The organism is Neisseria flavescens, from assembly GCF_001618065.1.
Taxonomy (GTDB): domain Bacteria; phylum Pseudomonadota; class Gammaproteobacteria; order Burkholderiales; family Neisseriaceae; genus Neisseria; species Neisseria flavescens_A.
Window position 1 is genome coordinate 235,444 of sequence record NZ_LAEI01000041.1, and the last position, 13,157, is coordinate 248,600.

Here is a 13,157-nt window from a genome sequence, read left to right on the forward strand (position 1 = left end):
TTGAAATGCGTCTATCGTAATCCTTAAAGATTCAGACGGCCTCTTGAACCATGTGGCCGGAGTGGGCAATCAAATGGCGCGTGTAGTCGCTGCTTGGATTGGCAAACACGTTTTCGCATTCGCCTTCTTCAACGATTTTGCCGTCTTTCAACACTATCACGCGGTGGGAAATGGCGCGGATGACGGCGAGGTCGTGGCTGATGATGATGAAGGCGAGGCCGTATTCTTTTTGCAGGCCGCTGAGCAATTCAAGGATTTGTTGTTGCCATTGGACATCAAGCGCGCTGGTTGGTTCGTCCAATACGAGAATTTTCGGGCGGACAATGATGGCGCGGGCGATGGCGAGGCGTTGGCGCTGGCCGCCGGAGAATGCGTGCGGATAGCGTTCGAGGGCGTCTTCGGGCAAGCCGACTTGTTTGAGGACTTCTTGAACGCGGCGGCGCATTTCTTCGCGTGGCATTTCAGGTTCGTGTACGCGTAAGGCTTCGGAAACGGTATCGAAGACGTTCATGCGTGGATTGAATGCGCCGAACGGGTCTTGGAACACCATTTGGATTTCGCGGCGTAATTCGCGTTTCCATGGCTCGCCGTTGACAATCAGACTGCCTTCGGAATCGATAAGGTGCATAACGGCTTTCGCCAGCGTGGTTTTGCCGCAGCCACTTTCGCCGATAATGCCCAATGTTTCCCCTGATTTGAGATCGAAAGAAACGGGGTTGAGAATGGTTTTGTCGCGTTTTTTAAACCAGCCGTCTGATTCTTTGACGGAAAAGGCGATTTGTTCGGCCTTAAGGACGGTGGCAGGGTTTTCAGGCAATGGAGCCACTCGGCGCGTTGTGCCGGCGTTGAGCAGCATTTTGGTGTATTCGTGCTGCGGATTGGCGAAGACTTCGGCTGCTTTGCCGGTTTCGAGGATACGGCCGTCACGCATAACGGCGACATCGTCGGCAAAACGGCGCACAAGGTTTAAGTCGTGCGTAATGTAGAGCATGGTCATGCCGTGTTCTTCCTGCAGGCGTGAGAGCAGGTCGAGAATTTGGGCTTGAACGGCAACGTCCAAAGCGGTGGTCGGTTCGTCGGCAATCAGGAGCTTGGGCTGGGCTGATACGGCCATGGCAATCATGGAGCGTTGGCGTTGGCCGCCGGAAAGTTGGAAAGGATAGGCCTGGGCTTTTTGCTCGGGCTGGTGGATGCCGGTTTCGTCCAGGAGTTCGATAGCGCGCGCCCATGCCTGTTTTTTATCCAAACCCAAATGCAGGGACAGGACTTCGGCGATTTGTTCGCCGACACGCATGACGGGGTTGAGGGCGGTCATGGGTTCTTGAAACACCATGCCGATTTCGCGGCCGCGCAGTTTTTGCAGGGCGCGTTCGGGCTGGGGCAGCAGGTCGGTTCCGCAATATTTCAGACGGCCTTCAAAGGTAACCATCGGATTCAGGCGCATAATGCCTTGCGACAATACGGTTTTGCCGCTGCCACTCTCGCCGACCAATGCCAGTTTGCGGCCGGGTTGCAAGGTCAGGTTGATATCGTGCAGGACTTGCTTGCTCGGAAAGGAGCCGTTTAGGTTTTCGATTTCGAGTATCGGTGTCGTCATGGTTGTGGCCGTCTGAAAAGTTTGTTGATGACAGGTTTTCAGACGGCCTGCATGAATCAAGGGGCCATCTGAAACAGCGGTTTAGTCTTGAAACTGTTCTTTGAGTTTGCGTTTTAACACTTTGCCGGTCGCATTGCGCGGCAGCTCGTCTTGGAAGATGATTTGTTTGGGGATTTTAAAGTTTGCCAACAGGCCGCGCAGGTGGCTGCGGACTTCGGCTTCTTCCAGTTTCATGCCTTCTTTGAGTTGGATAAAGGCAATGATTTCTTCATCGGCGTATTGGTCTTTCACGCCGATTACGGCGGCGGCTTCCACGGCTTCAAGCTTGTAGATGGCTTCTTCGATTTCGCGCGGATAGACGTTTTGGCCTTTGGAGATAATCAGGTCTTTTTTGCGGTCGACGATGAAGATGAAGCCGTCTTCGTCTATGGTAACGAAGTCGCCGGTTTTCAGCCAACCGTTGACGATGGTTTCATCTGTGGCGTCAGGCATATTGAGGTAGCCTTGCATGACCGAGCCGCCTTTGATGATGAGTTCGCCCACTTCGCCGCGCGGCACTTCGATTAATTCGTCATCGACGGCTTTTACGGTCAGGCCGGGCAGGGCGACGCCGACGCTGGCGGTTTTTTGGCGCTCAGGCGTATTGACGGCCACAACGGGCGAGCATTCGCTCAAACCGTAGCCTTCCAGCAATTTGGCGCGCGGGAATTTGGCTTTAAAGTCGTCAATGGTTTGTCCGGCCAAAGGCGCGCCGCCGCTGATAAACAGACGGACGCGGTTGAACCATCTGAAATACCAAGGGATTTTGGCTTTGCTCATGGCAGTGTAAATAGCCGGTACGCCGAGGAAAATGGTAGCGCGTTTGAGCAAAACCTGTTTCAACACGTTGGAGAACGGGAAGACGGATTTGACCAAAATAATCGAGCAGGCTTGAGATATCGGCAGCAAAACCATGGCGGTCAGCGTAAAGCTGTGGAACATGGGCAAGAAGACGACGAAGCGGTCTTTTTGCGAGATTTGGAAAATTTGTTCGATGCCCGAAAGGTTGGAAAACAGGTTGCTGTAACTGATTAATGCGCCTTTGGGGTGGCCGGTTGTGCCGGAGGTATAGATAATGTGCGCCAAATCGTTGACGGACGGCTGACGGCTCAGATTCGGCTTGCCGGGGAATGTACGCGCGGCATCGAAATAGCTGTCATCGCCACTGGCGGCGTTGGTTTCGCCAATCCAGATGATTTTATTGACTTTGGTTTTGGCTTTAATGTTTTTGAGTTCTTTGGCCAACGGTGCGGAGGCGAACATAAAGCGTGCGCCGCAGTCATTGAGGATGTAGGAAAATTCTTCGCTTTTCAAAAAGACGTTGAGTGGGACGGCTACCGCGCCGATAGAGGTAATGGCGAAATAGGCGGCAATAAATTCGGGAGAGTTGGAAACGACAAGGGCAACCCTGTCGCCATATTGTACGCCTTGGTGTTGCAGATAGGCGGCGACGGTTTCTACTTCACGTTTGAGGGAGGAATAGCTGATTTTTTCTTTGTCGTTGAAAATGACCGTGCCTTTACCGTTTTTTGGCAGGCTGCAGTCAGCATAGCGTAAAAATTAGGGTGGGTGTGCATTTCGGAGTTTGTGTCCATATTGTGTCGATTGATGTACGGTTTCGATGAACCGTTTATTTCGAAGGATAGGTTTTACATCCTATCGGTAAAATAAGCAAGAGGCCGTCTGAAAATACTTTCAGACGGCCTTGAGCTTTGCTGGGCTTAGGAAAGCAATATTTTGAATTTAAACTTATTTATTGTATTGATGGGAATATTCCCATTCTTCAAAGTCTGCCGTTCGGAAGATAGCGCAAACCGATTGCGTTTCTGTCTCAAGCCATTTCGAGTTTACCGTTGAGTTTGAGGCAGGATCTAGATGACAGGTAGGCAGAGCCGATGGTAGAGGCTTTAGACCTAGCCGTTGTTCAGACGGCCATCGGGCACTTTCTTAAACAGGCGATAGAAATTGTCGCTGGTGTTTTGTGCCAATGTTTCCAAGCTCTCGCCGCGCAGATTGGCTAAGAATTCGGCTGTATAGCGGACGTAGGAAGGCTCGTTTTGTTTGCCGCGTTTGGGAACCGGCGCGAGGAAAGGCGCATCGGTTTCTACCAAGATTCTATCGGCTGGGACGTATTTGGCGGCTTCCTGTATCAGCGGTGCGTTTTTAAACGTCACAATGCCGGAGAAGGAGATATACATGCCCAAATCCAAAGCGGCTTTGGCAAAGGCGACGTCTTCAGAGAAGCAGTGAATCACTCCGGAGTTGGTGTGGCACTCTTTCAAAATCCGTAATGTGTCTTCGGCCGCATCGCGCGTGTGGACGATAACGGGCAGGCCGCTTTCGTTGGCGGCTTGGATATGGTCGGCAAAGCGTTGATGCTGCCATGACAAATCGCCTTTGCACCAGTAATAGTCCAAACCGGTTTCGCCAATACCGACGATTTTCGGATGTTTGGCCGCTTCTACCATTTCGGCAATGGTAAATTCTTCCGCTTCTTGGCTGTCGGGATGTATGCCGATGGTGCAGTAGATATGGTCATTTGCCTGAGCAATGTCGAAGACTTCGGCAAAACTTTGTTTGCTGACGCTGATGGCAAGCGCTTGTTTGACGCTTTGCGCTTCCATATTGGCAAAGACTTCGGGTAGGCGGTCTTTTAAGCCGTCAAAGTTGAGATGGCAATGTGAATCGATTAAGTACATGGTATTACAGGGTAAAAGTAGTGCGGTCGCTGCGCAGGCGCGGACCAAGTTCGGCTTCGATCAGGTTTTTTGCCTGCAGGCAGCTTTCGTGTTCGGAGAATGCAAGGCCTACGCCTTTGGGGCGGTGAGCCGAAGTGCGCGCCGGATTGATCCAAACGACTTTGGTTGGCAGGAAACGTTTGGGATAGTCGGCGATTTCTACGGCCAAGAGGATGTCTTCGCCTAGGGAGAATACGTCATCGGTCGGTACGAACAGTCCGCCGTGTTCTAAAAACGGCATATAGCAGTTGTACAACAAATTGGGGTCTTTGAGTCGCAAAGCCAACATCTTCGCCGGAATGTCTTTTTTATTCATCATTTATTACCTATTAGGGTTTGTTTTGCCAAAAATCTAAATATTCGATAAGCAGATACTCAAGCTGCATTTTAACACTCAAGGTATGGTATCCGTAAGGGTTGAGCGCGTTCAGACGGCCCAACAGGGTAAACAGCTTGCGTGAATCGGTTTTAGAGGCCGTCTGAAGCAGGGCTTGGGCATGGTGTGGATAATAAAGCGGCGCCATATTTTGTTGTGCCAAGCCGACATCCATCAGCCACTTTTGCAGCCAGTCGATGAAAACGGCCAGCGGTTGTTTTTGTTTGTCGAACGCGGCGGCGTAGTCGAGTATGGCTAACAGGCGCGGGGCGGCCAGCAGCGTCAGCAACTCTTCGCGCAATGCGTCCAATTCGGGAGTCGGCGTGAATAAAGGCGCGCCGCTGTGGAATGCCAACAAGGCTTCAGCATTTCCCACACCCTGTTGGCGCAGGTATGCCGCAGCCTGCTCATGGGTAGGCGAGGGCAGCACCATCTGGCGGCAACGGCTTTTGATGGTAGGCAGGAGTTTGTCGCGCGCATGGGTAACGAGCAGGAAAACGACGTGTTGCGGCGGCTCTTCCAGAGCTTTCAACAAGCCGTTTGCTGCCTGTGTGTTCATGCTTTCCGCCGGATGCACCAATACCACGCGCAGGCCGCCTCGGACAGCGGTCAGGTAAATGTTTTCCACAATATCGCGCACGGCATCGATTTTGATTTGCAGGAGTTTGCGTCCCGTTGTCTCACCTTCGGGAATTTCCGGCGTGAGTTCGTAAAAGTCGGGATGGGTATTTTGGCTGAACAAATGGCACGAAGCACACTCGCCGCAGGGTTCATGATCGGACTTGGGCGATTCGCACAGCAATGCCTGCGCGACAAAGCGGACAAACTCGGTTTTGCCGGTATTTTCTTTGCCGGTAAACAGCCAGGCGTTGGGACGGTTTTGCCAATGGGCGGTGAGCTGTTGCCATTGGGTTTCATGCCATGGATAAATCATATCGTTTGGGAACTATAAGGTAGGTGGTTATTATACTCTCAGGCCGTCTGAAAAAGGTTTCAGACGGCCTTTAATAAACTGCCTAAAAATTAATCAAATATCGTTTTGTTTTGAAATATCAAACATTAAGCCGACTTATTCACAGCCTTTGCACATGCTTATTTGGGGAAAATGTGCATTTTGTCCGGCGGTAAAGTTGTGCTTAAAATTTAGGCATTCCTGTTTTTTAGTTTTAAATCAGACAGTAATCTGATTTATGCACAAGCTGTCCACGCTATTGAACAGTGAAAATGTGCATGGTGGGGATACATTTCAGACGGCCTTATTTGCTGATTTTCAACAAAGCGGTCAAATCCCCGATAAATTTCGGTTCCCGTTTGATGAGGTAAACAATCAACGGAAGATTACCCACGGCAACAATCAAATACAGCAGCGTAATGCTGTCGAACAACATCAGCAAAACCGCGCTCAAAATAGCGGCAGACACCATAAACACGCCGTTGATGATGTTGTTGACAGCAACAGCGTGGGCGCGGAAGGTTTCGCTGCTGGCGGTTTGCAGCCAAGTGTAGAGCGGTACGGAGAAGAAGCCGCCGAAAAAGCCGATGGCCGACATCACGAACATAATCGGATACGCTTGGGCTTGCGATAAAAACCAAATAATGCCGTTTAATTCGGTAAAGCGTTGGCCGTGGGTCAGCCACACCAGCAATAATCCACAGACCGTCAGCCCCAATGTGCCGATGGTAACCAAACCCAAAATCAGGCGCTCGTGGCTGAGTTTGGCGCATAATACCGAGCCGATGGCGATACCGATGGAGAACAGCGCCAACATCAAGTTGAACACATTATCGTTGCCGCCCAAATGGATTTGCGTGAACGTCGGCAGTTGGGTGGTATAAACCGAGCCGATAAACCAAAACCATGAAATACCGATGATGGACGTGAATACGGGACGATTGGCTGCCGCTTCACGAATCAGTGAATTCGTGCCTTTGATGATGTTCCATTCGATTTTTGTGTCCGGCATTTTAGCGGGTACAGACGGCATAAACAGGCTGGTCATCGTGCCGCCGATAGCGACCAATAACACCAAACCGCCAACAATATACGGCGGAACGCCTGCGACTGCGGTGCCCAAAATCTGGCCGAGCAAAATGGCGATAAACGTACCCGATTCAATCAGGCTGTTGCCCATAATCAGCTCTTTGTCGTTGAGGTAATCGGGCAAAATCGCGTATTTCAGCGGGCCGAACAAGGTCGATTGCGTACCCATGCAAAACAGGCAGATTAAAAGTAAAGGCGCGGATTGGATGTAGAAGCCATACGCCGCCACTGCCATAATGATGATTTCCAATAGTTTGATCCAGCGCGCCAAAACGGCTTTATCAAATTTGTTGCTCAGCTGTCCTGACAGTGCGGAAAACAGGAAGTAGGGCAGGATAAACAGCATTGCGCCCAAATTCAGCATTTGGCTGGGCGGCAGAAAGTCGTTTTTACCCAAACCGTAAAAACTGATCATCACGAATAATGCGGTTTTGAACATATTATCGTTCAACGCGCCCAAAAACTGCGTCCCAAAGAGCGGCGCAAAACGGCGGGTCGTGTGGAAATTCAGATTGTCTTTTTTAAGGCTCATCGTTTGGATTCTTTGTCTTCGTCTTTTTCGATCAGTTTTTCAGTGGAGTCGTCGTCCATCAAAATGCGGTGCGCAGGTCCTTCAAGGTCGTCAAACTGTCCGTTTTTACCCGACCACCAGAAAAACCAGCCGATGATAAAGGCCAAAATAATGCTGATGGGGACAAGGATAAACATACTTTCCATTACATCGCTCCGGTCAAATCGGTCAGGATAAAGGTTTTGCCGCTGACGGTCAGGTATTCGTTGCGCAGCGCGCCGATGTTTTTATCGTCAAAAAACAATTCGATACGGTCTTTAACCACGCGCCAGTATTGCGGAATATCGGTTTGCTCGAAAGGCGACAATACCGCCGCTGTGGCTGCGTCTTCACTTTGCAGCTTAATTGCGAAGCGTCCGCTTTGCGGCGGATTTTGCGACTCATCGTCTGCCAACATAATAAAAAATCCGGCATGCTCGCCGTCTTGAGTGTGGATACTGAAATAATGCATATTGAAAATTCTTCAAAACCGCCGTCATTTTTCAGACGGCCTAAAATAAAATTCCGTCCATTTTACATCAAATATTAAGTCAAGCAGCCGATTACATTTTTTGATAGAATACCGCGTTTACTTTGTTAATCTGTTCAGACCGCTACCCACTACGTCCCTCAGCGGATGCAACCCAGCCGGAGCAGCAGTAAGATCCCGACAAAAAGGCCGTCTGAAACCTCAAGGAGCATAAAAATGACACAAAAGTTAATCTTGGTTTTGAACTGCGGCAGCTCTTCCCTCAAGGGTGCCGTATTGGACAACGACAGCGGCGAAGTATTGCTGAGCTGCCTGGCAGAAAAACTCAATCTGCCTGATGCCTTCATTACCTTCAAATTCAACGGTGAAAAACGCAAAGTCGATCTTTCTGCCAAACCTGACCATACCGGCGCCGTTGAAGCCCTGATGGAAGAACTGAAAGCGCATGACCTCGACAGCCGTATCGGCGCCATCGGCCACCGTGTCGTCAGCGGCGGCGAATTGTACAAAGAATCTATTTTGGTTGACGACGAAGTCATTGCCGGTATTGAAAAATGCATTCCGCTTGCTCCTTTGCACAACCCTGCCCACCTTTTGGGCCTGCGTGCCGCACAAACCATTTTCAAAGGTCTGCCGAACGTTGTCGTATTCGACACCGCCTTCCATCAAACCATGCCTGAACACGCTTACAAATACGCTGTTCCACATGAATTGTATGAAAAATACGGCTTGCGCCGCTACGGCGCGCACGGTACCAGCTACCGCTTCGTTGCCGACGAAACCGCACGCTTCCTCGGTAAAGATAAAAAAGATTTGCGCATGGTTATTGCCCACTTGGGTAACGGCGCATCCATTACCGCCGTTGCCAACGGCCAATCTCAAGACACCAGCATGGGCCTGACTCCGCTGGAAGGTTTGGTAATGGGTACCCGTAGCGGCGATATCGACCCTGCCGTTTTCAGTTTCTTGGCTGAAAACGCCAACATGACCATTTCCCAAATTACCGAAATGCTGAACAAAAAATCCGGCCTGCTCGGTATTTCCGGTTTGTCCAACGACTGCCGTACCATCGAAGAAGAAGCTGCCAAAGGTCATCCGGGCGCCAAACTGGCTCTGGAAATGTTCATCTACCGCTTGGCTAAATACATCGGCAGCATGACAGTAGCGGCAGGCGGTTTGGACGCATTGGTCTTCACCGGCGGTATCGGTGAAAACTCCGACATCATCCGCGAACGCGTATTGGGCTACTTGGGCTTCCTCGGTCTGCACATTGATCAAGAAGCCAACCTGAAAGCCCGCTTCGGTAATGCCGGTGTGATTACCACTGCCGACAGCAAAGCTGTTGCCGTTGTGATTCCTACCAACGAAGAATTGATGATTGCACACGATACTGCCCGTCTGAGCGGCTTGTAATCCGTCATCATTGAAAACCTGTCCGCAAGGGCAGGTTTTTTATCTATGTATAGATGAAGAAAATTTTGAGGATATATCGAAAAAAGCCGGCAAACATTGTGTTTGTCGGCTTTTGAGTCAGTGTTGTATCAAGAATGCTGATAGATAGAGAAAGGTTTAGAACTTATAACTGATGGTAAACAGCAAAGTCCTGCCTCGTGCGTAGTTGTTCAAGACGGAGCGTGTCGTGCCGCCATATTTGCCATTGCATAAACCGTTGGCATCACATTCGACTTCTTCGTCATCTAAACCGCCTTTTCTTTCAAATACGCTGAAATAGCGCTGAGTCGCGGCATCGTTTGCGGCATCCAAAGGATCGATATAGCGTTTATTGAACGCATTTTGAATGTCGAAACGAAGGATAAGGTTTTTCTTCGGTTCATAATTGGCATAGAAATCAAAAATCAGCGGCTGTCTGTTGATGCTTTCTGTTTTTTTGATCGTCCTTCTGCCCATTTGGTGTGAAGAGTAGGTATTGGCACCGGTTGTCCCGTCAACAAATTCCTCCTCAGTCGTTGCCCGTGTACTTTTGCCGTAATAGCGCATAATGCCGCCGATGGTCAATTTGTTGCCCAACCAGCGGGAACCCAATTCAAACCGCCCGTAATCTCGGGGCAGGCGGGAAATTTTGCTTAAGCCGTAACCTTGTTTGATTTGGTCTTCTTTAGAAGAATTACGGGGCGATTCGCTGGCATCGCTATAATTGGTCGGCTGGTTGGTTTTTTGATATGCGTAAGACAGGGTGGTAAAAAAGCGGCCGAAATCATAGTTCATTTCCACTTCCAAACCATTTTTATGGACAGGTTTGGCATAGTTTCGATGCTGGATAGAGTATTGCAGGCCGGTACTGGTTACCCAGCTGGGTGCTTTATCCAAATCCCACCATTTGCCATAAACATTGTGGATATAGTTGTTTATCCTGCTGCGATAGGCGACCAGTTTGAAACCCAATACATCATCCGGCTTGAAAATCCCTTTTTTGAAGGTATTGAAGCCTATTTGGTAAGTATTGGCCTGTTCCGGCTTAAGGGCGGTATTGACGCCCGAGTCGCCGATTTGTGAAAAATACATTTCTTGAATATTCGGCATTCTATGCGTACGCGAATAGCTGATAAACGGCATAAAGTAGTCGTTGACATTGATGTTTAATGCCACCGAATGGTTTACCGCATGCTTTTTACCAGATTTGGTATAAACCGGTTCGTAAAGGTCGCAGCTTGGTGTGCAATGTTGTTTATAAATTTCAGAATCTTCTCCAAATGCTTTTTTAAAGTCTTCTTGGGTATTGAAGTAGTCGGTATATTCGCCCTTGTAGCGGTAGTTGACCATATTGGCGCTGTAATTTAATTGATAAATGCCTTTTTTCAAGGAAGTATCAAAATAGAACGTATTGAATTTTTGCTGGCCTGAAGGTTGCAATATCGTTGATTTTTGAGGAAATATTCCTTTGTCGCCTTTGAAACGGCCTAAAAAGCTGTACAGGCCGGCATCTTGATCGGGGCCGTCGTAAAAAAGGCTCAGCTCTTCTGGAAAGCGGTTTTTACTGTATTGGTTTTTAAAGAAATTGAAACCGACAGTAGTTTTTAAATCTGTTTTGTTGGGAAGTTTGAAAGAAAAGCTGTTGTTGATATCCAAAAGATTGGCTGTGTTTTTGGTTTCCAAATAATCAAGCAGCCCCCATCCTGAAAAACGTGAGTTTTTCGGATATTTTTGTTTTCCCAAATTATGGGCGGCCAACACGTTTAAATCGACATAATCGCCAATGTTTAAGTTGTAATTGGCTTGGTAGTTGCGGTTTTCTACTTTGCGGCTGCCGATACGGTTGTTCATGGTACGAAGCTGAAGGTCCAGCTTGTTGTTGTCGTTTTCATATTCTACTTTGACCAAATGGCTGTTTGAGCGTTGTTGCAGGCTGGTCGGGTCGATTGGAGTCAAATCCCATTGCGGTGCCAGATTCTCTTTCCAGCTTCTTTCCAAATCATCGACATAATCTCTTTGTAAAACTTCAGGATCGTTATATTTTTTGGAGAAAGGGTAGTCCCAATAGCTTTTGCCGACCGCATTGCGCTTGGAAAAGTCACGAACCCAGAGATTTTGTTCGTGGTCGAATTTCAATAAGTTGCTTTCAAAATATTCTTGTTTTTTACGGTCCAAATATTCCTCGCCAAAATTGCCGATACGCTGACCGCCGCCGCCCACTTTATAGTTTTGCTCGACATTACGGTGGCTGTAACCATATAACGCTCCAAGGCGCGCTCCGCTGTCAAACCATTTTTGTACCGCTCCGGTTGCCATAAAGTTGCTTTTGGTGCTGTTTGTGCCGGTCAATCCTTTGGTCAAGAGGCCGAAGGTATTGTTTCCGTGTACCACATCGTCTACCCGTAAAGTACGGAAATTGGCTGTACCGGATAAGGTATTGATGCCGTTGGCACCCGAGAAACTGCCTTTGGTTACATCGACGCCGGCAATGAAATTGGGATCCAGTGCCGTACCGAATTGCGAGGAGCTACCGCTGCGTCCGGCATCGGCGGAAGTGGAATAGAAGGTTTGGGTTATGCCGTCAACCATCGTATTGACACGTCCCAAACCGCTATCGCCACGGATATTAACCGCCAATACCCCCGATCCTTTGTCTTGTTGGGTGAAAACGCCGGGCATGCTCCGAACAATGGTATCGATGTTTTCGCTGGATTGATAAACCCGTTCACGCGAACTTTTGGCTTGGCCTTCGGTAAAAACTTTTTTCTCTTTGGCAATGTGTTTGCCTTTGACTTGAATTTCATCAAGCTCTTGAGTTGAAACCTCTTCTTCTGCGTGTGCGATACTTGTTATAGCCAGTAAAGATAATGTCAGTAGATTTAATTTGAAATTCGGATTCATGATAGTTACCTCAGAAACGAAGTTGCTACTGTATAACATATTATTAAATTTTACAAATATTTTGATAATGGTTTTTATTTATTAAAAAATAAAGCAGATTTTTGTTTTAGGAGATAATCAACGCGCATATGATGAATCCGGCTGAAAAGATAAAGTAGGTTTAAATTTGAATCGGATCAGCCGGGAAGAGGGAAGATTTAATTGAATTTAAACAGCCGGAAGAAGAAAATTTGATTGCGATATGTGAATTGAGCCGTTGGTTTCAAATGAAACCGGTAAAAAACATGAAATGCAAAATATAAAGTCAATATAGAAAGATTTGAAGTCAGTTGAAGAAAAGGCCGTCTGAAAATGATATTTCAGACGGCCTTTATTGTTTTAAGCCTTATTCCGGACCGCGGAATGTATCGTGGCAAGATTTGCAGCTTGCACCGGTTTCGCCGTAAGCGGCTTTGATTTCTTCCAATTTGCCGGTTTGTGCGGCGGCGTTGAGTTTCTCAACTGCAGCGGCAAATTTTTCTTCTTCGGCTTTGAAGGTTGCCGTGTCTGTCCAGATGGCAGGCAGGGCGCGGCCGTTGCCTTGAGGATCGGATTCAAACAGAGTGAATGGTTTTTTGCTGTTTTCAGCGAAGGTTGCGGCGGCTTGTTTGAATTTTTCTACGTCGTAAGGCTCTTCGTCTTTGACCATTTTGCCCATGCGGGTAAACTCGGGCATCATGGATTTGAACGCGGCCGTACGGTCTTCGGAAATCGGGCCTTTAGGCTGGGACGGCGCGCCGCTGCCGCCGCAGGCGGTCAGGGTAAGCGCCACTGCCGCCAAAGCGACAGGGAGAAAACGGGTTTTCATATGGAGTGTGTCCTATTGTGATGATATGATTATCGTTAAATTTAGAATCGGCCGGCCGAATTTCAGGCCGTCTGATAAGGCGTTATCATACCTTAAACCCAAGTCTGAAACGAGTACAGAAAGGAAGCGATATGGCAATTTTGATTA

Annotated in this window: 10 protein-coding genes and 1 pseudogene; 1 reads left to right on the forward strand and 10 read right to left on the reverse strand. The window is 48.6% G+C overall.

Going from position 1 to position 13,157, the window contains the following annotated elements:
- Positions 1–31 precede the first annotated feature (31 nt).
- The 8 genes and pseudogenes from TW89_RS06480 to TW89_RS06515 form a co-directional block, all read right to left on the reverse strand.
- Positions 32–1,597, reverse strand: a complete 1,566-nt coding sequence (locus TW89_RS06480; protein WP_128580905.1) for an ABC transporter ATP-binding protein — start codon at positions 1,595–1,597, stop codon at positions 32–34.
- Between the two features lie 81 nt (positions 1,598–1,678).
- Positions 1,679–3,213 (reverse strand): annotated as a pseudogene (locus TW89_RS06485) (fatty acid--CoA ligase).
- Positions 3,214–3,549: 336 nt separating this feature from the next.
- Positions 3,550–4,335 carry a TatD family hydrolase gene (locus tag TW89_RS06490; RefSeq protein ID WP_128580906.1) on the reverse strand — a complete coding sequence of 262 codons (786 nt, stop codon included), beginning with the start codon at positions 4,333–4,335 and terminating at the stop codon, positions 3,550–3,552.
- A gap of 4 nt (positions 4,336–4,339) precedes the next feature.
- Positions 4,340–4,693: a PilZ domain-containing protein gene (locus TW89_RS06495; RefSeq protein WP_128580907.1), complete on the reverse strand. Its 354-nt coding sequence runs from the start codon at positions 4,691–4,693 to the stop codon at positions 4,340–4,342.
- A gap of 10 nt (positions 4,694–4,703) precedes the next feature.
- Entirely contained in the window at positions 4,704–5,684 is a 981-nt protein-coding gene (locus TW89_RS06500; RefSeq protein ID WP_128580908.1) for a DNA polymerase III subunit delta', read from the reverse strand.
- A gap of 322 nt (positions 5,685–6,006) precedes the next feature.
- Positions 6,007–7,323 (reverse strand): MFS transporter, encoded by a 1,317-nt coding sequence (locus TW89_RS06505; protein WP_128580909.1) that lies wholly within the window; start codon positions 7,321–7,323, stop codon positions 6,007–6,009.
- Positions 7,320–7,508, reverse strand: a complete 189-nt coding sequence (ccoS, locus tag TW89_RS06510) for a cbb3-type cytochrome oxidase assembly protein CcoS (protein WP_049333240.1) — start codon at positions 7,506–7,508, stop codon at positions 7,320–7,322. Before ccoS ends, TW89_RS06505 begins: the two co-directional genes overlap by 4 nt.
- Positions 7,508–7,813, reverse strand: a complete 306-nt coding sequence (locus tag TW89_RS06515) for an HLGFF motif protein (protein ID WP_128580910.1) — start codon at positions 7,811–7,813, stop codon at positions 7,508–7,510. Before TW89_RS06515 ends, ccoS begins: the two co-directional genes overlap by 1 nt.
- 234 nt (positions 7,814–8,047) lie before the next feature.
- On the opposite strand from TW89_RS06515, the gene TW89_RS06520 reads away from it, so the two are divergent.
- Complete coding sequence (locus tag TW89_RS06520; protein WP_070814460.1) at positions 8,048–9,244, forward strand: acetate kinase; 1,197 nt, start codon at positions 8,048–8,050, stop codon at positions 9,242–9,244.
- Positions 9,245–9,400: 156 nt separating this feature from the next.
- Here TW89_RS06520 and TW89_RS06525 read toward each other — a convergent pair whose 3' ends face one another.
- Together TW89_RS06525 and TW89_RS06530 are read right to left on the reverse strand one after the other, a co-directional pair.
- Positions 9,401–12,163 (reverse strand): TonB-dependent receptor domain-containing protein, encoded by a 2,763-nt coding sequence (locus tag TW89_RS06525; protein WP_128580911.1) that lies wholly within the window; start codon positions 12,161–12,163, stop codon positions 9,401–9,403.
- Between the two features lie 385 nt (positions 12,164–12,548).
- Complete coding sequence (locus TW89_RS06530) at positions 12,549–13,010, reverse strand: c-type cytochrome (protein ID WP_128580912.1); 462 nt, start codon at positions 13,008–13,010, stop codon at positions 12,549–12,551.
- Positions 13,011–13,157 lie beyond the last annotated feature (147 nt).